The 18,950-nt window shown below is 68.4% G+C and carries 18 protein-coding genes and 1 pseudogene; 8 read left to right on the forward strand and 11 right to left on the reverse strand.

Features of this window, described 5'->3' with window-relative positions:
• Positions 1 to 10 precede the first annotated feature (10 nt).
• The gene (locus tag ACODR1_RS19915) at positions 11 to 553 is read left to right on the forward strand and encodes a CDP-alcohol phosphatidyltransferase family protein (RefSeq protein ID WP_488882013.1); all 543 of its coding nucleotides are present in this window, start codon (positions 11 to 13) and stop codon (positions 551 to 553) included.
• Here ACODR1_RS19915 and ACODR1_RS19920 read toward each other — a convergent pair.
• From ACODR1_RS19920 to ACODR1_RS19955, 8 genes are read right to left on the reverse strand one after another with little or no spacing between them, the layout of a single operon-like run.
• Positions 519 to 911: a HesB/IscA family protein gene (locus ACODR1_RS19920; RefSeq protein ID WP_488882014.1), complete on the reverse strand. Its 393-nt coding sequence runs from the start codon at positions 909 to 911 to the stop codon at positions 519 to 521. The two genes, ACODR1_RS19915 and ACODR1_RS19920, sit on opposite strands and share 35 nt — an antisense overlap.
• 14 nt (positions 912 to 925) lie before the next feature.
• Positions 926 to 1,276, reverse strand: coding sequence for an SUF system Fe-S cluster assembly protein (locus tag ACODR1_RS19925; protein ID WP_488882015.1), 351 nt, complete (start codon positions 1,274 to 1,276; stop codon positions 926 to 928).
• Between the two features lie 4 nt (positions 1,277 to 1,280).
• Positions 1,281 to 2,501, reverse strand: coding sequence for an aminotransferase class V-fold PLP-dependent enzyme (locus ACODR1_RS19930; protein WP_488882016.1), 1,221 nt, complete (start codon positions 2,499 to 2,501; stop codon positions 1,281 to 1,283).
• A complete protein-coding gene (gene sufD / locus ACODR1_RS19935; RefSeq protein WP_488882017.1) occupies positions 2,498 to 3,523 on the reverse strand; it encodes a Fe-S cluster assembly protein SufD in 1,026 nt (341 codons plus the stop codon). Before sufD ends, ACODR1_RS19930 begins: the two co-directional genes overlap by 4 nt.
• Complete coding sequence (gene sufC, locus ACODR1_RS19940; protein ID WP_101711973.1) at positions 3,523 to 4,272, reverse strand: Fe-S cluster assembly ATPase SufC; 750 nt, start codon at positions 4,270 to 4,272, stop codon at positions 3,523 to 3,525. The genes sufD and sufC overlap by 1 nt, the downstream gene beginning before the upstream one ends.
• Positions 4,273 to 5,742: a Fe-S cluster assembly protein SufB gene (gene sufB, locus ACODR1_RS19945; protein WP_116563600.1), complete on the reverse strand. Its 1,470-nt coding sequence runs from the start codon at positions 5,740 to 5,742 to the stop codon at positions 4,273 to 4,275.
• Positions 5,742 to 6,878 (reverse strand): cysteine desulfurase family protein, encoded by a 1,137-nt coding sequence (locus ACODR1_RS19950; RefSeq protein WP_488882018.1) that lies wholly within the window; start codon positions 6,876 to 6,878, stop codon positions 5,742 to 5,744. Before ACODR1_RS19950 ends, sufB begins: the two co-directional genes overlap by 1 nt.
• Complete coding sequence (locus tag ACODR1_RS19955) at positions 6,875 to 7,327, reverse strand: Rrf2 family transcriptional regulator (RefSeq protein ID WP_277795398.1); 453 nt, start codon at positions 7,325 to 7,327, stop codon at positions 6,875 to 6,877. The genes ACODR1_RS19950 and ACODR1_RS19955 overlap by 4 nt, the downstream gene beginning before the upstream one ends.
• A gap of 195 nt (positions 7,328 to 7,522) precedes the next feature.
• On the opposite strand from ACODR1_RS19955, the gene ACODR1_RS19960 reads away from it, so the two are divergent.
• Together ACODR1_RS19960 and ACODR1_RS19965 are read left to right on the forward strand one after the other, a co-directional pair.
• The gene (locus ACODR1_RS19960) at positions 7,523 to 8,176 is read left to right on the forward strand and encodes an alpha/beta hydrolase (protein WP_058348333.1); all 654 of its coding nucleotides are present in this window, start codon (positions 7,523 to 7,525) and stop codon (positions 8,174 to 8,176) included.
• A gap of 338 nt (positions 8,177 to 8,514) precedes the next feature.
• A complete protein-coding gene (locus ACODR1_RS19965; RefSeq protein WP_488882019.1) occupies positions 8,515 to 9,795 on the forward strand; it encodes an NAD(P)/FAD-dependent oxidoreductase in 1,281 nt (426 codons plus the stop codon).
• A gap of 161 nt (positions 9,796 to 9,956) precedes the next feature.
• On the opposite strand, the gene ACODR1_RS19970 is transcribed toward ACODR1_RS19965, so the two are convergent.
• Entirely contained in the window at positions 9,957 to 11,063 is a 1,107-nt protein-coding gene (locus ACODR1_RS19970; protein ID WP_488882031.1) for an anhydro-N-acetylmuramic acid kinase, read from the reverse strand.
• Positions 11,064 to 11,261: 198 nt separating this feature from the next.
• Between ACODR1_RS19970 and tyrS the strand changes: the two genes are divergently transcribed.
• The 5 genes and pseudogenes from tyrS to ACODR1_RS19995 all read left to right on the forward strand — a co-directional run.
• Positions 11,262 to 12,590, forward strand: a complete 1,329-nt coding sequence (gene tyrS, locus ACODR1_RS19975; protein WP_488882020.1) for a tyrosine--tRNA ligase — start codon at positions 11,262 to 11,264, stop codon at positions 12,588 to 12,590.
• Between the two features lie 107 nt (positions 12,591 to 12,697).
• Entirely contained in the window at positions 12,698 to 13,162 is a 465-nt protein-coding gene (locus tag ACODR1_RS19980; protein WP_116491244.1) for a peroxiredoxin, read from the forward strand.
• Positions 13,163 to 13,378: 216 nt separating this feature from the next.
• Positions 13,379 to 14,530, forward strand: a complete 1,152-nt coding sequence (locus ACODR1_RS19985; RefSeq protein ID WP_488882021.1) for a M23 family metallopeptidase — start codon at positions 13,379 to 13,381, stop codon at positions 14,528 to 14,530.
• On the forward strand, positions 14,511 to 15,005 hold the full coding sequence (locus ACODR1_RS19990; RefSeq protein ID WP_101717354.1) for a bactofilin family protein: 495 nt from the start codon (positions 14,511 to 14,513) through the stop codon (positions 15,003 to 15,005). The genes ACODR1_RS19985 and ACODR1_RS19990 overlap by 20 nt, the downstream gene beginning before the upstream one ends.
• Positions 15,006 to 15,101, forward strand: a pseudogene (locus tag ACODR1_RS19995) (hypothetical protein); the annotation flags it as partial.
• Between the two features lie 85 nt (positions 15,102 to 15,186).
• Here the strand turns inward: ACODR1_RS19995 and prfB are convergent.
• Positions 15,187 to 16,309, reverse strand: a protein-coding gene (gene prfB / locus ACODR1_RS20000; RefSeq protein ID WP_488882022.1) for a peptide chain release factor 2 whose coding sequence is annotated in 2 segments (ribosomal slippage) — positions 15,187 to 16,239 and positions 16,241 to 16,309 — 1,122 coding nt in all. Because the reading frame shifts where the segments join, the coding sequence is not laid out codon by codon here.
• A gap of 203 nt (positions 16,310 to 16,512) precedes the next feature.
• Entirely contained in the window at positions 16,513 to 18,894 is a 2,382-nt protein-coding gene (locus tag ACODR1_RS20005) for a penicillin-binding protein 1A (protein ID WP_488882023.1), read from the reverse strand.
• Between the last annotated feature and the right edge of the window lie 56 nt (positions 18,895 to 18,950).

The raw sequence follows: 18,950 nt of genomic DNA on the forward strand, positions 1-18,950 counted from the left end.
GGAGGCAAGAATGGCCGCCAACCTGCTGACCGCCTTGCGCATCCTGGCGCTGCCCTTCCTGGCCTGGGCGGTGCTGGCCGGCGCCGGCTGGATGGCCGTGGCGTTGTTTCTCGGCGCAGGCCTGACCGACGTGCTCGACGGCTGGATCGCCCGGCGCTTCGGCCTGGCCTCCAGCTTCGGGGCGATGTTCGACCTGCTGGCCGATCGGCTGCTGACCCTGGTCAGCCTCGGCGCCCTGATGGCGGCCGAGGCCTTTCCCGGCGCCTGGATCGCCGTTCCGCTGGTGCTGGTCGGGCGCAACTTCGTCGTCGCCGGACTGCAGCAGGCCCTGCCGGGGCAGGACTTCAACTACCCGCCGATTGAGCATCCGAAGATCGCGCTGAACTTCCTGGGCGTTGGCCTGTTGCTCGCGCCGATTGGCGCGCAGACGGCCGGGCTATGGATGCTGGCGGCCAGCGCCGCGCTGTCGGTCGTGACGATAGCGCTCTATGGGCGCCGGGCGGCGCCCGGCTTCCAGATCAATCCAGCGCCTCGGGCGCAGGCTGGATCGTGACGCTCTCGCCGCAGCCGCAGGCGTCGGTTTCGTTCGGATTATGGAACACGAACTTCGACGACAGCTTGCTGATCTCGTAGTCGATCTCGGTCCCGATCAGGAACAGCACGGCCTTCGGCTCGATCAGGATGGTGACGCCCTTGTCCTCGACGACCTCGTCGATGGGGCCCTTCTCCTTGGCGTACTCGAAGACGTATTCCTGGCCCGCGCAGCCGCCGTTCTTCACGCCTACGCGTAAGCCGGCATAGGGCTGGTCCGCCCTATCCATGATCTCCTTCACACGCGCGGCGGCGGCGTCGGTCAGGGTGACGACCTTGGGACGCGGGCGGCGAGGACGGGGGCTGACGGCGGCTTCCATGGCGGGCTCCTGCCTTAGAACATGTTCAGCTGCAGCTTGGCCTCGTCGCTCATGCGCGAGGAGTCCCACGGCGGATCGAAGGTCAGGTCGACATTGCACGACCGGATGCCCTCGATCTCCATGATGGCGTCCTTGACCCAGCCGGGCATGTCGCCAGCCACCGGGCAGCCCGGCGCGGTCAGGGTCATGTCGATGGCCACGTCCTTGTCGTCGCTGACGTCGACCTTGTAGATCAGGCCAAGCTCGTAAATGTCGACCGGGATCTCCGGGTCGTACACCGTCTTCAGCTTCTCGATCAGCTGGTCGGTCAGGCGGTTCAGCTCGTCCTGGGACAGGGCCGTCGCGGCGGGGGCTTGGTCGGTCATCGGCTCAACTGAAGAAGCTACGGGCCTTGTCCAGCGCGTCCACGAACGCGTCGGCCTCGGCAGGCGTATTATATAGGGCGAAGGAAGCGCGGGCGCTCGACGTCATCCCGAACCTTTTCATCAGGGGCTCGGCGCAGTGCGTGCCGGCGCGCACGGCCACGCCGTACCGGTCCAGCACCTGGGCCACGTCGTGGGCGTGGGCGCCCTCGACGACGAAGCTCATCACCGCGCCCTTGCCAGGCGCCGTGCCCAGGATCCGCACGCCGTTGACGCCTTCCAGCCGCTGCGCCACGCGCTCGTAAAGCGCATGCTCGTGGGCCAGGGCCGCGTCGCGGTCGATGGTGTTCAGCCACTCGATGGCCGCGCCCAGACCGACGGCCTCCAGGATCGCTGGCGTACCGGCCTCGAAGCGGTGCGGCGGGTCGGCATAGGTGATCTTGTCGAGACTGACCGAGCCGATCATCTCGCCGCCGCCCTGGTACGGCGGAAGCGCGGCCAGGCGCTCGGCCTTGCCGTACAGCACGCCGATGCCGGTGGGACCGTAGAGCTTGTGGCCGCTGAAGACGTAGAAATCGACGTCGAGCGCCTTCACATCCACCTTGGTGTGGACAATGCCCTGGCAGCCGTCGAGCAGCACCGGCGCGCCGGCCGCGTGGGCCAGCCGCACGATCTGCGCCACGTCATTGACCGTGCCCAGCACGTTCGACATGTGGGTGACGGCGACCATCCTGGTCTTCTCCGACAGCAGGCCTGCATAGGCCTCCATGTCGAGCCGGCCGTCGTCGAGCACCGGAACGAACTTCAGCACGACGCCGTAGCGCTCGCGCAGGAAGTGCCAGGGCACGATGTTGGCGTGGTGCTCCATCTCCGAGAGCACGATCTCGTCGCCGGCCTTCAAGGATCGCCCGAAGGTGTCGGCCACCAGGTTCACCGCCTCGGTGGCGCTCTTGGTGTAGACGATTTCGCCCACGTCGGCGTTGATGAAGCGCGCGATGGTTTCACGCGCCTTTTCATAGGCTTCCGTCGTTTCGTTGGCGAGCGTGTGCAGGCCGCGATGGACGTTGGCGTACGAGGTGCGGGCCAGGCCGGTCATGGCGTCCAGCACCACGTCGGGCTTCTGGGCGCTGGCGGCGCTGTCCAGATAGATCAGCGGCTTGCCGTGCACCGTGCGCGACAGGATCGGGAACTGGGCGCGGATCGCGTCGAGGTCGAAAGCGGCGGTCATTCTTCACGCCCCAGCTGCTGGGCCACCCAGGCGGCGGCGATCTGGCGGGCGCCGTCGTGCTCGATGCGCTCGACCACCTCGCCGACGAAGGCCTGCGTCAGCATCGCACGGGCTTCCAGCTCGGGAATGCCGCGCTGGCGGGCGTAGAACACCGCTTCCTCGTCCAGGGCGCCGATGGTGTTGCCGTGGGCGCAGGAGACGTCGTCGGCGAAGATCAAGAGTTCCGGCTTGGCGTCGATCTCGGCCTTGTCCGACAGGATCAGGGCGTGGTGGCCCATGCGCGCGTCGGTCTGGTCGGCGCCTTCGGCGACGATGATGCGGCCCTGGAACACGCCGCGGGCCTGATCGGCGACCATGCCCTTGGTCAGCTGGCTGGTGACGCCGTCGACGCCGCCGTGGGTAACCACGGTGGTCTGGTCGGCGTGACGCTGGGCGTTCAGCAGATAGATCCCGTCCAGGCGCACCTGGGCGTGGGCGCCGGGATGCGCCACCTGGGTCTCGACCCGCTGGCGACGGGCGCCGCTGGTCAGGACGGTCTGGTTGAAGGTCGCGCCGGCGCCGAGCTCCACACGGGCGGTGACGACGTCCACGGCCTCGGCGTCATCCTCGACCAGCACGATGCGGGTCAGGCTCGCGCCCTCGCCCACCGCAATGTCCAGCGCCACGTCGGAGATGTAGCCGGCCGCGCGCCCCTCGTGGCTTTCCAGCAGGGTCAGGCTCGCGCCCGGCTCGACCATCAGGGCGTAGGACGCGCTTTGCGAAGCCTTGTCCGTCGCCGCGACGAAGCGCAGGCCCATGACCTCGCCCTGCCCGCTGGTGGCCACGTGGCGGCCGTTGACGAACAGGATCTCGCCGTCCGTCAGGCCCGCGAACGGACCGGCCGGAACCTCGCCATCGAACTTGGGCGCAGGCTCGGGCAGCACGCGGATCAGGCCGCGCAGGTCGGTCCAGCGCCAGTCCTCGTCGCGCCGCGACGGCAGAACGGTGACGTCGCCGGTCTTGAGTGCGGTAGCCAGGCTCATCAGGCGGCGGCCCCGACGTACTTGTCGTAGCCCTCGGCTTCCAGCTGCAGGGCCAGTTCCGGTCCGCCCGAGGCGACGATGCGGCCGGCGGCCAGCACGTGCACGCGGTCGGGTTTGATGTAGTCGAGCAGGCGCTGGTAGTGGGTGATCACCAGCATGCCGCGCTCGGGGCTACGCAGGGCGTTGACGCCTTCCGAGACGATCTTCAGGGCGTCGATGTCCAGGCCCGAGTCCGTCTCGTCGAGGATCAGGAACTTCGGCGACAGCATCGCCATCTGGAAGATTTCCATCCGCTTCTTCTCGCCGCCCGAGAAGCCGACGTTCAGGCCGCGCTTGAGCATCTCGAAGTCGATCTTCAGCGAGGCGGCCTTTTCCTTGGCCAGCTTCAGGAAGGCCGGGGCGGCGATCTCGTCCTCGCCGCGCGCGCGGCGCTGGGCGTTGACGGCCGTGCGGATGAAGGTCAGGGCCGGCACGCCCGGGATTTCCAGCGGATACTGGAACGACAGGAACACGCCCTTGGCGGCCCGCTCGTTGGGCTCCAGCTCCAGCAGATCCTCGCCATTCAGGCTGGCCGAACCCTCGGTCACTTCATAGCCGCCGCGACCCGACAGAACGTAGGACAGCGTCGACTTGCCGGCGCCGTTCGGACCCATGATGGCGTGCACCTCGCCGGCCGGCACTTCGAGCGTGACGCCCTTCAGGATCGGCTTGTCTTCGACGCGGGCGTGGAGATTGTTGATCGAAAGCATTTAACCGACGGATCCTTCGAGAGAAATCGCCACGAGCTTCTGGGCCTCGACGGCGAACTCCATGGGCAGTTGTTGCAGCACGTCGCGGACGAAGCCGTTGACCAGCAGGGCCACGGCCTCCTCCTGGCTAAGCCCGCGCTGCTGGCAATAGAACAGCTGGTCGTCCGACAGGCGCGTCGTGGTCGCCTCGTGCTCGAACACCGACTGGCCGTTGCGAGCCTCGATGTAGGGCACGGTGTGGGCCGCGCAGGTCTTGCCGATAAGCAAGCTGTCGCACTGGGTGAAGTTGCGCGCGCCCTTGGCCTTGGGGTGGGCCGAGACCAGGCCGCGATAGGTGCTGGTCGACTTGCCCGCGCTGATGCCCTTGGCGACGATCCGCGACTTCGTATTGGCGCCCAGGTGGATCATCTTGGTGCCGGTGTCGGCCTGCTGATGGCCGTTGGTCACGGCGATCGAGTAGAACTCGCCCGACGAGCCTTCACCGCGCAGAACGCAGGACGGATACTTCCAGGTGATGGCCGAACCGGTCTCCACCTGGGTCCACGACACCTTCGAACGATCCCCGCGGCAGTCGGCGCGCTTGGTGACGAAGTTGTAGATGCCGCCCTTGCCGGTCTCCGGATCGCCCGGGTACCAGTTCTGGACGGTGGAATACTTGATCTCGGCGTCGTCCAGCAGGACGAGCTCGACCACGGCCGCGTGCAGCTGGTTCTCGTCGCGCATCGGGGCCGTGCAGCCCTCCAGGTACGAGACGTAGGCGCCCTTGTCGGCGATGATCAGGGTGCGCTCGAACTGGCCGGAATCCTTGGCGTTGATCCGGAAATAGGTCGACAGTTCCATCGGGCAGCGCACGCCCGGCGGCACGTAGACGAACGAGCCGTCCGAGAACACCGCGCTGTTGAGGCAGGCGAAATAGTTGTCCGAGGTCGGCACGACGCTGCCCAGGTACTGCTTGACCAGTTCCGGGTGCTCGCGGATCGCCTCGCTCATCGAGCAGAAGATGACCCCGGCCTGGGCCAGCTCCTTCTTGAAGGTCGTGACGACGCTGACGCTGTCGAACACCGCGTCCACGGCGTAGCGAGGCGCGCCCTCGACGCCGGCCAGCACCGCCTGCTCCTTCAGCGGGATGCCCAGCTTCTCGTAGACGGCCAGCAGCTCGGGATCGACCTCGTCCAGGCTCTTGGGCCCTTCCTTGGTCTTCGGCGCGGCGTAGTAGTAGGTGTCCTGGTAGTCGATCTTCGGATAGCTGACCTTGGCCCAGTCCGGCTCTTCAAGCTCGAGCCAGCGGCGATAGGCCTCCAGACGCCATTCCAGCATCCACTCCGGCTCGTCCTTCTTGGCCGAGATGAAGCGCACGATGTCCTCGGAGAGGCCCTTGGGGGCGAACTCCTGGTCGATATCGGTCGTAAAGCCGTGCTCGTACTTCTCGAGCGCTGCGACGGTGTCGATCGTTTCCTTGACCGCGGCCATCAAGCCACCTCCCGGCGCCGTGCGCCGATACGCTTCCAGGCGGCGAGCCAGGCGTCGCCGCACACAATCCAATCCGCTTCCGTGCTCGCCCAGCCGCCGCTGACACGCAGCGCGAAGGGGGCGAGATCGGTACGGCCCATGGCCAGGGCCACGCGACTGGCCTTGACCTTGCCCGACGAGCAGGCGCTGCCGGCGCTGACCATCACCCCGGCGAGATCCAGGTTCATGACCTGGACCTGCGAGGCGAAGCCTTCGGCGGCCAGACAGAGAGTTTGAGGCAGGCGATCAGCGCCCTCCCCGAGCACCACGCCGCCAGCGTCCTTGACCCGCTGGGCCAAGGCGTCGCGCCAAATGCCCTGATCGGCCGCCAGGGGCAAGTCCCGCAGAGCCGCCGAGGCGGCCGCGCCGAACCCGGAAATCCCGGCGACGTTCTCGGTGCCCGCACGGCGGCCACGCTCCTGGCCGCCGCCATGCTGGCGACGCACCACATTGGCCCGCGTGCCGGCGACCAGGGCGCCCACGCCCTGCGGCCCGCCGATCTTGTGAGCCGAAAGCGCCAGGGTGTCGGCGCCCAGGGCGGAGAAATCGATACCGATCTTGCCGGCCGCCTGCACGGCGTCGACATGCAGCAGGCCGTCGGCCGCGCGGACGATCGCGCTGGCTTCGGCGATCGGCTGGATCACGCCGGTCTCGTTGTTGGCCAGCATCAGGCAGACCAGCGTCCGCCCTTCGCCCGCCAGCAGGTCGGGAAGCTTGGAAAGGTCGGCCACGCCGTGCGCGTCGACCGGCAGCACCGCGACGGAAACACCGCTGGCGGCGGCCGTCTCGACCACGGCGTCGTGCTCGATGGCGCTGACCACGAGGCGCTTCACGCCCGAGGCGACGGCGCTTTCGATGGCGAGCGCATTGGCTTCCGTGCCGCCGCTGACGAAGGTGACCGAGCCGGCGACCACGCCGACCAGCTCGCCCACCTGCTTGCGGGCGCTCTCGACCACGTCGCGGGCGGCGCGGCCGAAGGCGTGCACCGAACTTGGATTGCCGGCCAGCTCGAAGGCGCGCAGCACCGCCTCACGCGCCTCGGGGCGGATCGGGGCGGTGGCGTTGTAGTCCAGATAGATGGCGGGCTTGCTGGTCACGCCGCGACCTTCGCCTCCGGCCGCAGGCGCCCTTCCAGCACGTCGGCGATGGTCACCGAGGCCAGGTACGAATGGATCTGCCGGCCCATTTCCTCCCAGAGGTCGTGGGTCAGGCACTTGGCGCCGCCGGCCATGCAGCCCTTGTGGCCGCTCTTGCCGACGCCGCAGCGGGTGGCGCGCAGCGGCTCGTCCACAGCCATGACGATGTCGGAGATGCGGGTGGCGCGCGCCTCGGCCGCCAGGCGATAGCCGCCGCCGGGCCCGCGGGCGCTGACCACCAGGCCCTTGCGGCGCAGGCGGGCGAAAAGCTGTTCGAGATAGGAGAGCGAGATCTGCTGGCGGGCGGCGATCTCGGCCAAAGCCACCGCGCGACCTTCCGCCTCGTCCTGCTTACGGGCGAGGTCGGTCATGGCCATCACGGCGTAACGTCCCTTCGTGCTCAGGCGCATCCGGCGCTCTCCCTTGCAGATTCCCCGCGCAACCGCATTTGCGTATGCTACAAGCCGCGACTTCGCGCCGCGCCCGGCAAGGGCGCTGCGCGCGATGCGGATGTAAGAAGACCAAGCGCGGCGGTCAAGTATTCCATGCGCCCTTCGCGGCGAATGGCGTGGCCCCCGACGCCCCAACTCGTGACGGGGATCTGAATGCCTGACGTTATTTTGACTGGCGCCGCGGGCCGTATCGAAGGCCGCTATTCGCCGGGCAAGACCGACAATGCGCCCATCGCGCTGATCCTGCACCCGCACCCCAAGGCCGGCGGCCACATGAATCACCCGGTGTCGGTGCAGCTGTACCACCTGTTCATGAAGCGTGGTTTCGCGACCCTGCGCTTCAACTTCCGCGGCGTCGGCCGCAGCCAGGGCGAATTCGACAGCGGCATCGGCGAACTGGCCGACGCGGCCACCGCGCTCGACTGGCTGCAGGCCAACAACCCGGCCGCCGCCCAGACCTGGGTCGCCGGCTACAGCTTCGGCGCCTATATCGGCATGCAGCTGCTGATGCGTCGCCCCGAAACCGACGGCTTCATCTCGGTGTCGCCGCCGACCAACATGTACGACTTCAGCTTCCTGGCCCCCTGCCCGGCCTCGGGCCTGATCCTGACCGGCGGCGCCGACACCGTCGTGCCGCCCGTCGAGGTCGAGCGCGTGGTCTCCAAGCTGCGCACCCAGAAGGGCATCGTCATCGACTACGAAGTCGTCGACAAGGCCACCCACTTCTGGGCTGAGCACCTGCCCTTCGTCGAGCAGACGGTCGGCGGCTACATCGACAAGCGCCTGGAAGCCAACCCGATCCCGTAGGGATTGGAGGCTATCGGTTTCGAAGAGCCCGCTCTCGGCGACGAGGGCGGGCTTTTTGTTTGGGGCGCCGGACTTCGCCCCACTCCCAGCCGACACCCTACTTTGCTTTCCTCGGCCTTGTGCCGAGGACCCATCGTTCCGCCGCTCAGGCCCAGAAGGCACACCCACGATCTGAGCCGCCGCCGACATGGGCCCTAGGCACAAGGCCTAGGGAAGCAACTGAGGAGAGGCCGACAACAAATCCGCCCCCAGGGACACCTCCCCCTTCGCAACTGCGAGACAGCCCCGCCGCAAAGTTCTAAGACCGCAGGTATCGCTATCAGCGGAGATCGCCGGCCATGCACTACGACATCGTGATCGTCGGCGGCGGCGCGGGCGGACTGGAGCTGGCCGCCCAGCTGGGTCGCAAGCTCGGCCGTCGCGCGGGCAAGGAGCGGATCCTGCTGATCGACCGCTCCGGCTTCCACATCTGGAAGCCCAGCCTGCACGAAGTGGCCGCCGGCACGCTCGACGTTCACCAGGAGGGGCTCTCCTACCCGATCCTGGGCCGCGCCAATCATTTCAGCTTCCACCTGGGCGAGTTGTCGGGCCTGGACCCCGTCGCCAAGCGCCTGACGCTGAAGGCCATCACCACCAAGGACGGCGCGGTGCTGGTGCCCGAGCGCTCGATCACCTTCACCTGGGGCGTGATCGCCATCGGCAGCGGCTCCAACCTGTTCGGCACGCCGGGCGCCGAGACCGCCCACCTGCTGGAGCGCACCGAGGACGCCGAAGCGTTCCACACCCGACTGCTGGCCGCCTTCATGAAGGCCTCGTTCGCGCCCGAACGCACCATGGGCGTGGCCATCGTCGGCGGCGGGGCCACGGGCGTGGAGCTGTCGGCCGAACTGCTGGAGGCCCATCGCGAACTGCTGGAAAGCCTGGGCGTCGAGCAGCGCTTCCGCCTCGACATCACCATTGTCGAGGCCGCCCCGCGCATCCTCGGCGGCTTGCCCGAAAAGACCTCGGCCCAGGCGACCGTCGCCCTGGAGCGCAAGGGCGTGCGCGTGCGCACCGGCGCCAAGGTCATCGCCGTCCATCCCGACCGGCTGGAGACCAGCGTCGGCGAGGTCCCCGCCGACCTGATCGTCTGGGCCGCCGGCGTGAAGGCCGCCGACAGCAATGTCGAGCTCGGCCTGGAGACCAATCGCCTCAACCAGTTCGTGGTCGACGACCACCTGGAGACGTCCGCCCCGGGGATCTGGGCCCTGGGCGACTGCGCCGCCTGCCCGTGGAAGGACGGCAAGCTGGTGCCCGCCCGCGCCCAGGCCGCCCACCAGCAGGCCAGCTACCTGGCCAAGGTGCTGCTGGCCCGCCTGCGCCAGGCGCGAGTCGAGGAGCCCTACGTCTACAAGGACTTCGGCTCGCTGGTGTCGCTGGGCGAGAACAAGGGCGTCGGCGCCCTGATGGGCGGGCTGGGCGGTCCCAACTTCTTCATCGAGGGCCTGGTGGCCAAGTGGTTTTACGTCTCGCTGCACCTGGCCCACCACAAGGCCATCCTCGGCGTCGGCAAGACCATCACCCTGGCCCTGGCGCGGCTGCTGCAGCAGCGCGTGGCGGGGCGGCTGAAGCTGCACTAGCGCTGGCGCTCGCGCTCGCGCCCGCTCTTTGCCTTCCGTAAAATCCCCGCGAAAGCGGGGACCCAGGTGTTTTATCGTCGAGCGCGGCGGGTTGCAGAAAAAGCCTGGGTCCCCGCTTTCGCGGGGATTTTACGGTTATGGGGATCGCCCCTCCCGTAGGATCAAGGAACCACGATCCTCCCGCCCGTCATCGGCGCCTTCACCCCCGTCGTCCCCGGAAAGCTGATCGGCAGCCCCCGCGCCGTGCGGGCCGCGAGATACGCGAAGGCCTCGGCCTCGATGGCGTCGCCGCGCCAGCCGTAGTCCTCGGCCGCCTTCACCGGTACGGGAACCCGCTGCGCCAGCGCCGCCATGATCCGCGGATTGTGCCGCCCGCCGCCGCAGACGATCAGGGCGCTGGGCGGAGCGTCGTTCTTGTCGAAGGCCTTGAGCACGGCCGCCGCCGTGAAGGCCACCAGGGTCGCGGCCGCGTCCTGCGCCGACAGGTGGGCCACGGCCTCCAGCGAGAAGTCGTAGCGGTCCAGCGACTTGGGCGCCGGGGCGGCGAAATAGGCGCTGGCCAGAAGGCCGCTCAGCGCCGCCTCGTCCACCCGCCCCGCCGCCGCCAGCCTGCCGCCCTCGTCGAAACGGCCAAGCCCGCGCTCCTGCAGCATCAGGTCGATCATGCCGTTGCCAGGGCCGGTGTCGAAGGCCAGCAGGGTTCCGTCCGCGCCGATCAGGGTGATGTTGGCCACCCCGCCGATGTTCAGCGCCGCCACCGGCGCGGCCAGGCCCGAGGCGCGGGCCCGAGCCTCGTGATAGATCGGCGCCAGCGGCGCCCCCTCCCCGCCGGCCGCCACGTCGGCGGTGCGGAAGTCGAAGGCCACCGGCCGGCCGCTCAGGGCCGCCAGGCGCTCGGCGTCGAGCAGTTGCACAGTCCTGCCAACACGCTCAGCCGTGGGGCGCTCGTGCAGCACGGTCTGGCCATGCACGCCCAAAAGGTCGAACTCGCCCCAGGCCAGGCCATGCTCGGCCAGGAAGCTCTCGGCGGCGTGGAAATGCTCTTCCGCCACCGCTCGGCGGGCTTCGTCGAAGATGGCCGGCTCGGCCTCGCCGCGCTTCCAGGCCAGGGCCTGGCGCGTGGTTTCCAGCAGCAGCGTGCGGGTTTCCTCGCGCAGCTTGCGCTCGCCCGATGGGCCAAAGCCCTGGATCGCCTCGCCGTCGGTGTCGAGCACCGCCATGTCGACGGCGTCGAGCGAGGTGCCGGTCATGAATCCGAGAATGCGCATGGCGACGTTGACTGCCACGGCCCGCCTCGGGTAGCTAGGCCCCATGACCGCCAAGGCCCTCCAAACCCGAGCCTATTACCGCCCGCTGATCTAGCGGGCGCACGACCGGTCATGTCGACGCACCGCCACCTGGCCGGCGATGCGTCCCTCTCCCTTCAAGACGACGTCTCCGGCGCACAGCCTTCAAGGAGACTATCGATGAAACCCTCGCCACAGACCGCCCCGCCCGTGCTAGACGCGCGGACCAGCGATACAGAGAGTCGAGCCATGTCCGCGCCGCAGAGCTTCAAGTCCGAATTCCTCAAGACCCTGCAGGCGCGCGGCTACATCCACCAGATCACCCACCCGGACGAACTGGACGCGGCGGCCGCCGGCGGCGTGGTCACCGCCTACATCGGCTTCGACGCCACCGCGCCCAGCCTGCACGTCGGCAGCTTGATCCAGATCATGATGCTGCGCCGCCTGCAGCAGGCCGGCCACAAGCCGATCGTCCTGATGGGCGGCGGCACGACCAAGGTCGGCGACCCCACCGGCAAGGACGAAAGCCGCAAGCTGCTCTCCGACGCCGACATCCAGGCCAACATCGCCGGCATCAAGCAGGTGTTCGCCAGGTTCCTGACCTTCGGCGACGGTCCCACCGACGCCATCATGGTCGACAACGACGAGTGGCTGTCGAAGTTCGGCTACGTGCAGTTCCTGCGCGACTACGGCGTGCACTTCACGGTCAACCGGATGCTGGCCTTCGACTCGGTCAAGCTGCGGCTCGAGCGCGAGCAGCCGATGACCTTCCTCGAATTCAACTACATGCTGATGCAGGCCACCGACTTCCTGGAGCTGAACCGCAAGTACGGCTGCGTGCTGCAGATGGGCGGCTCGGACCAGTGGGGCAACATCCTCAACGGCGTCGAACTGACCCGCCGCGTCGACCAGAAGGCCGCCTTCGGCCTGACGACGCCGCTGCTGGCCACGGCCTCGGGCGCCAAGATGGGCAAGACCATGTCGGGCGCCGTCTGGCTGAACGCCGAGCAGCTGTCGCCGTACGACTACTGGCAGTTCTGGCGCAACACCGAGGACGCCGACGTGGGCCGCTTCCTGAAGCTGTTCACCGACCTGCCGCTGGACAAGATCGCCGAGCTGGAAGCCCTGCCGGGCGCCCAGATCAACGACGCCAAGAAGGTGCTGGCCGACGAAGCCACCCGCATGGCCCACGGCGAGGAGGCCGCCAAGGCCGCCCGCGACGCCGCCGAGAAGGCCTTCGAACAGGGCGCGCTGTCGGCCGACCTGCCGACGGTCGAGGTCGCCGCTTCGGTCCTGGCCGAAGGCGTCGCCCTGGCCGTGCTGGCCACCGACATCGGCCTGACCGCCTCGCGCGGCGAGGCCCGACGCCTGGCCCAGGGCGGCGGCCTGCGCCTCAACGACGCCCAGGAAAAGGACGGCGACCGCCTGGTGACCAACGCCGACCTGATCGACGGCGTGGTCAAGCTCAGCCAAGGCAAGAAGAAGATCGTGCTCGTCAAACCGGTTTAACCGGACGGCGAAGCTATTAAGTATCGTCCTCCCGAAGCGGCCTCGGTCGCTTCGGGAGGACGCGTTCTACGCCCTGACGCTGGGCCCGTGATGTTGGAGAAAGTTCGATGCTGAACCCCGGCGACAAGGCACCCGACTTCGACCTGCCCACCGACACCGGCCGCGTCAGCCTGGCCGGCCTGAAGGGCAAGAACGTCGTGCTCTACTTCTATCCGAAGGACGACACGACCGGCTGCACGTCGCAGGCCCTGCAGTTCTCGGCCGAGGTCGAGGAGTTCGCCAAGGCCGGCGCGGTGGTCATCGGCGTCTCCAAGGACAGCGCCGCCAGCCACGGCAAGTTCCGCAAGAAGCACGACCTGACCGTCGAACTGGGCTCCGACACCCTGGGCGAAACCGTCGAGGCCTACGGCTCGTGGGTCGAGAAGAGCATGTACGGCCGCAAGTATATGGGCATCGACCGCTCGACCTTTCTGATCGATGGCGAAGGCGTCGTCCGCGAAATCTGGCGCAAGGTAAAGGTGCCCAACCACGTCAAGGCGGTGCTGAAAGCCGCCCAGGGCCTGAAGGGCTGAAGCCGAGCCTCACTGTGGCGCCGGCGCCGCAAAGCCGCGCTTTTCGGCCACTTCTCCCGTGTCGCGTGTAGCCAGCCCGTTCATGTCGGGTTAATCGACGAAGGTTCATGGTCGAAACTTGGCCATCCGCGCCTTCGCAGGTGCGAAGAGTCTTGCGCATTTCCGCTTTCTCGTTGCATATCCCCCAGACCTTGAAAACTGGGGGGTTTCCTGGGTATGGCGATCGCGCATTTTCACCGCCTACGTAAGACCCTCGAAGGTCTGTTTCCGGAACGCCATCTGTATGTCCGCTCGGGCGGCGAGATGCGCGGCTACGTGCTTTCCACGGGCAAGCAGATGGCCTGCGCCGCCGGTGTCGGCGCCGCGGCGCTGTGGATGGGCGTCTGCACCGCGGCCATGCTGGTCAACACCGTGGCCGTCAGCAACACCGACCAGGTCGTCCTCAAGCAGAAGGCCTATTACGAGCGCCTCAACGCCGACCGCCAGGCGCGCCTGAACAGCGCCGTGGCCCAGCTGTCGGCCACCAGCGGCTCGCTCGACGACCTGGCCATGTCGGTCGAGAAGCGCCACGCGGCCCTGGCCCTGCTGGTCAGCGACTTCAAGGGCGCGCCCGGCGCCGCCCAGGCCCTGGCCGTCAGCAAGCCCGCCATCGGCGACGCCTCGCCCGTCGAGCGCATCCAGGCCACCCGCATGGACCAGGAGCGCCTGATCGACGCCGCCGAGGGCTTCGCCAAGAGCCGGGCCGAGCGCCTGCGCCTGGCCATGCGCATGGCCGGCCTCGACGCCGGCAGCTTCACCGGCCGCGGCGCCTCGCTGGGCGGTCCGCTGATCGAAGCCAAGGACCCGCGCGCCCTGGCCGCCGTGCTGGACGTCGACGAGGAATTCGCCGCCCGCATCCACCGCGCCGCCAGCGACATGTCGGACATGCGCAGCCTCGGCGCCGCGGCCCAGCGCCTGCCGTTCAACCGCCCGACCGCCAACCCGGCCCTGTCGAGCAGCTACGGCGTCCGCTTCGACCCGTTCACGCACCGCCCGGCCTTCCATTCGGGCCTGGACTTCCCCGGCGCCTTCTACACGCCGATCATGGCCACCGCCCCGGGCGTCATCTCGTTCACCGGCGTCCGCTCGGGCTACGGCAACACCGTCGAGATCGACCACGGCGGCGGCTTCAAGACCCGCTACGCCCACCTGCAGGGCATCGCCGTGCGCGTCGGCCAGCGCGTGGTCATCGGCCAGCGCGTCGGCGCCATGGGCTCCACCGGCCGCTCCACCGGCCCGCACCTCCACTACGAGGTCTGGGTCAATGGTCGCGCCCAGAACCCCAACCGCTTCCTCAAGGCAGGCGAGTATGTTCAGCAAGCCGGCTAAGGGGTCCAAGACCCCCGTCCAGATCGAGCCCCTGCCCCTTCCGGCCGCGGCCCCCGCCGATCAGGTCCGCAAGGCCCCGCCGCGCGTGGCCTCGCTGATCTCGGCCGACATCACCATCGAGGGCGGCGTCAGCGGCGACGGCGAACTGCAGATCGACGGCGTGGTGCGCGGCGACGTCCGCGTCGGCCGCCTCACCGTCGGCGAGACCGGCCATGTCGAGGGCGGCGTCTACGCCGAGGCCGTCGAGATCCGCGGCCGCGTCGTCGGCGCGATCACCGCCAAGCAGGTGCGCCTCTACGGCACCGCCTATGTCGACGGCGACATCACCCACGAACAGCTGGCCATGGAAACCGGCGCCTTCTTCCAGGGCCGCAGCCTGAAGTTCCAGCGCCAGGCGCCTCCGCAGGCCGCGCCGGTGGCGGTCGCGCCGGCTCCGGTCGCTGACCTGACGCTTACGGCCAAGCCGGTCGGCTGAGGCCCGGCCGTCCTCGCCCTTCGACAAGCTCAGGGTGAGGACGAGTTACCAAAGCGGCATTCAGAACCTCATCCTGAGCTTGTCGAAGGACGAGGTTCTGCTCCCAGGCCCGCCAAAACGAAAAACGCCCCGGATCACTCCGGGGCGTTCGTCTTTCCAGCATCCGCCGAAGCCTCAAGCCTCAAGCCTCGGCGCTGTCCCGGGTCGCGCCGACCCGCTGGGCCAGCGAGGCGCCCATGAAGGCGTCCAGGTCGCCGTCCAGCACGCCGGCGGTGTCGGAGGTCTCGACGTTGGTCCGCAGGTCCTTGACCATCTGGTACGGCTGCAGGACGTACGACCGGATCTGGTGACCCCAGCCGATGTCGGTCTTCTGGTCGTGCAGCGCCTGCTGGGCGGCTTCGCGCTTCTGCAGTTCGGCCTCGTAGAGGCGCGCGCGCAGCATCTTCCAGGCCTCGTCGCGGTTCTGGTGCTGCGAACGGCCCGACTGGCAGGCCACCACGATCCCGGTCGGGGCGTGCGTCAGGCGCACGGCCGAGTCGGTCTTGTTGATGTGCTGACCGCCGGCGCCCGAGGCGCGATAGGTGTCGGTGCGCACGTCGGCCGGGTTGATCTCGATCTCGATCGTGTCGTCGATCACGGGATAGACCCAGGCCGAGGCGAACGAGGTGTGGCGACGGGCGCTGCTGTCATACGGGCTGATGCGCACCAGCCGGTGCACGCCGGCCTCGGTCTTCAGCCAGCCATAGGCGTTGGGGCCCTTGACCAGCAGCGTGGCCGACTTGATGCCGGCCTGGTCGCCGTCGGTCTCTTCGACCAGCTCGGTGGTCATGCCGTGGGCGTTGGCCCAGCGGGTATACATCCGCAGCAGGATCCCCGCCCAGTCGCACGACTCGGTGCCGCCGGCGCCGGAGTTGATTTCGACATAGGCGTCGTTGCCGTCGGCCTCGCCCGACAGCAGGGCCTCCAGTTCGGCGCGGGCGGCGCGTTCCTTGATGGCCTTGAGCTGGGCGCGGGCGTCGTTCAGCGAGTCCTCGTCGGACTCCATGTCGGCCAGCTCGGCGTATTCGAGCGCGTCCTTGACGTCGCGCTCGATGCTTTGCACGGCCTCGACCTTGGCGGCCAGGTTGGCGCGCTCGCGCGACACGGCCTGGGCTTCGGTCGGACGATCCCACAGCGTCGGGTCTTCGACCCGCGCGTTCAGTTCATCGAGTTTTCTAAGGGCGACATCCCAGTCAAAGACGCCTCCTGAGCAGTCCAACGGACTGCTCGATGTCGGCCGCGGCGGCCTCGACATCCGGTCTCATCACGTAGCTCCGTGACACAAAGTAAGGGCGCGGGAGATAGCCCGCCACCAGATTCAGCGCAACCGCGCCGGCTGCTCGAAAGTGGAAACGGCTGCTCTTCAGCCGAAAACCTCGTCCTTCGACAGGCTCAGGATGAGGTTTTCCAAGGCCCGAAACAGGGTCCTCATCCTGAGCTTGTCGAAGGACGAGGACCCCGCACAGTTCTAGTAAAGCCCGCTGATGTCCGGCGTCTTGGGCTGTTGCTTGGGCTGCGGGTCGGACGGCGAAGGCTGGCCCGTCGGCTGGCCGTTGGGCCAGGCGTCGCCGTAGGAGATCGGCCCGCCGGTCGGCGTCGGCGCGGCGACCTTGGGCTCGGTGCCCGGGCGGAAGGCCTCGCGGATGCCGCGCACCATGGCGAACTTGGCCGTCTTCGGCGGCTTGAAGTCGGTCTTGGGCTTGTCCTTCAGCGCCACCTTCATGAAGTCGATGAACACCGGCACGGCGTCCTGCGAGCCGGTTTCGCCGGCGCCCAGCGAGCGGTTGTCGTCGAAGCCGACGAACACGCCGACGATCAGGTCGGGCGAATAGCCGATGAACCAGGCGCTGCGGTACTCGTTGGTGGTGCCGGTCTTGCCGGCCAGCGGATAGCCCAGCTGGCTGACCGAGGCGGCCGTGCCGCGCTGGACCACGCCCTGCAGCATCGAGGTGATCTGGTAGGCGGTGACCGGGTCCATCACCTGCTCGCCCGGCGCGGTGACGCGCGGGCTCTCGTCGCCGTTGAAGCCGGCGGTGCAGCGCGGGCAGTCGCGCTTGTCGGCGCGGAAGATCACCTTGCCCTCGCGGTCCTGAACCAGCTCGATCAGGTGCGGCTCGATGCGGCGGCCGCCGTTGGCGAACGGCGCATAGGCGGCCGTGATCTTGAACGGCGTCGTCTCGCCGGCCCCGAGCGCCATGGCCAGCACGGGTGCCATGTCGCGCGTCACGCCGGTCTTCTTGGACATCTCGATGATCTTCTTCATGCCCACGCCCTGGGCCAGGCGCACGGTCATGGCGTTGACCGACCGCTCCAGGCCCTTGCGCAGCGGCAGGGCGCCGTAGAACTTCTTCTCGTAGTTCTCCGGGCTCCAGTCCTGGCCGTTGGCGCCCTTGAAGGTGATGGCGCTGTCCAGGATCACGCTGGCCGGCGTGTAGCCGTTCTCCAGCGCCGTGGCGTAGACGAACGGCTTGAACGACGAGCCGGGCTGGCGCATCGCCTGGGTCGCCCGGTTGAAGTTCGACAGCGAGAACGAATAGCCGCCCACCAGGGCCACCACGCGGCCGGTATAGGGTTCGATCGCCACCAGGGCGCCGTTGACGGCGGGCACCTGCTTGAGGCGATAGGACGAGGTCCCGGCCACCTGCTCGACGAACACCAGGTCGCCGACCTTCAGGCCCTTGCCGGCCTTGGCCCAGGCGATGTCTTCACCAGTGAGGCTGCCCTCCCCTTCGTCCTTGACCAGCCGCACGCCGCCGCCGGCCGAGGTGATCACGGCCGCGCGCCAGCCGCGACGCTCCGAGGGCGGACGCTTGGCCTGGGCGGCCTTCTCCCAGCCATCGTCCAGGCTCTCGACATGGCCCCAGGCCCCGCGCCAGCCGTGGCGACGGTCGTACTTCTCCAGGCCGTCCATCAGCGAGGCCCGCGCCGCCGTCTGCAGCGTCGGGTCCAGCGTGGTGCGCATGTAGTAGCCGCCCTCGCTGATCCGGTCGCCCAGCGTGGCCATGCCGCGCTGGCGCACCTCCTCGACGAAGTAGTCGGCGTCGGCATAGGCCGCGCGCTTGGGCGCCGGCTGCACCACCAGGTCCTCGGCCTTGGCCTTCTCGGCCTCGGCGCGGCTGACCCAGCCCAGGTCCGCCATCTGGTCGAGGATCCAGTTGCGGCGGGCGATGGCTTTGCCCTTGTTGCGGATCGGGTGGTAGTTGTCGGGCCCCTTGGGCAGGGCCGCCAGATAGGCGGCTTCCGACAGCGAAAGCTCAGGCAGCGACTTGCCGAAATAGTTGTAGGCGGCCGCGCCGACGCCGAACGAGCGGTAACCCAGCCAGATTTCGTTGAGGTACAGCTCCAGGATCTGCTGCTTGTCGAGCGACTGCTCCAGGCGCCGCGCCAGGATCGCTTCCTTGAACTTGCGGCCGACCGTGGCGTCGCTGGTCAACAGGACGTTCTTGGCCACCTGCTGGGTGATGGTCGAGCCGCCTTCCAGGCGACGGCCGCGCATGGCGTTGCCGACGTTCTTGAGCATGGCGCGCGAAAAGCCGCCCACGTCGACGCCGCCGTGCTTGAAGAAGTTGCGGTCCTCGGCGGCCATGAAGGCCTGGGCCAGTTGCGGCGGGATCTGGTCGTAGGGCACGAAGATCCGGCGCTCTTTCGAGTATTCGCCGATCAGGGTGCCGTCCCAGGCATAGACGCGCGTCGCCGTCGGCGGGCGATAGTCCTGCAGTTCGCCGGCGTCGGGCATGTCGTGGAACAGCCACGCGGCGTAGATGGCGATGGCGAACCCCGCCACCGCGATCGTCGACAGCACCGCGACGCCGGCTATGGCGATCCATCTTTCGGCGGGCTTCAAGTCCACACGGCCTCCGTCGAGCGGCGCAACGCGCGCACGCTCAAATCATCCAGAGGATGGCT

This window comes from Caulobacter sp. FG7 (assembly GCF_057808875.1).

Coding starts and splice junctions, on each gene's coding strand:
- ACODR1_RS19925 (WP_488882015.1), bottom strand. CDS start 1,276: ATGACCGACCAAGCCCCCGCCGCGACGGCCCTGTCCCAGGACGAGCTG.
- ACODR1_RS19980 (WP_116491244.1), top strand. CDS start 12,698: ATGCTGAACCCCGGCGACAAGGCACCCGACTTCGACCTGCCCACCGAC.
- ACODR1_RS19990 (WP_101717354.1), top strand. CDS start 14,511: ATGTTCAGCAAGCCGGCTAAGGGGTCCAAGACCCCCGTCCAGATCGAG.
- ACODR1_RS19915 (WP_488882013.1), top strand. CDS start 11: ATGGCCGCCAACCTGCTGACCGCCTTGCGCATCCTGGCGCTGCCCTTC.
- ACODR1_RS19920 (WP_488882014.1), bottom strand. CDS start 911: ATGGAAGCCGCCGTCAGCCCCCGTCCTCGCCGCCCGCGTCCCAAGGTC.
- sufB (WP_116563600.1), bottom strand. CDS start 5,742: ATGGCCGCGGTCAAGGAAACGATCGACACCGTCGCAGCGCTCGAGAAG.
- ACODR1_RS19960 (WP_058348333.1), top strand. CDS start 7,523: ATGCCTGACGTTATTTTGACTGGCGCCGCGGGCCGTATCGAAGGCCGC.
- tyrS (WP_488882020.1), top strand. CDS start 11,262: ATGAAACCCTCGCCACAGACCGCCCCGCCCGTGCTAGACGCGCGGACC.
- sufD (WP_488882017.1), bottom strand. CDS start 3,523: ATGAGCCTGGCTACCGCACTCAAGACCGGCGACGTCACCGTTCTGCCG.
- ACODR1_RS19965 (WP_488882019.1), top strand. CDS start 8,515: ATGCACTACGACATCGTGATCGTCGGCGGCGGCGCGGGCGGACTGGAG.
- ACODR1_RS19930 (WP_488882016.1), bottom strand. CDS start 2,501: ATGACCGCCGCTTTCGACCTCGACGCGATCCGCGCCCAGTTCCCGATC.
- ACODR1_RS19970 (WP_488882031.1), bottom strand. CDS start 11,063: ATGCGCATTCTCGGATTCATGACCGGCACCTCGCTCGACGCCGTCGAC.
- sufC (WP_101711973.1), bottom strand. CDS start 4,272: ATGCTTTCGATCAACAATCTCCACGCCCGCGTCGAAGACAAGCCGATC.
- ACODR1_RS19985 (WP_488882021.1), top strand. CDS start 13,379: ATGGCGATCGCGCATTTTCACCGCCTACGTAAGACCCTCGAAGGTCTG.
- ACODR1_RS19955 (WP_277795398.1), bottom strand. CDS start 7,327: ATGCGCCTGAGCACGAAGGGACGTTACGCCGTGATGGCCATGACCGAC.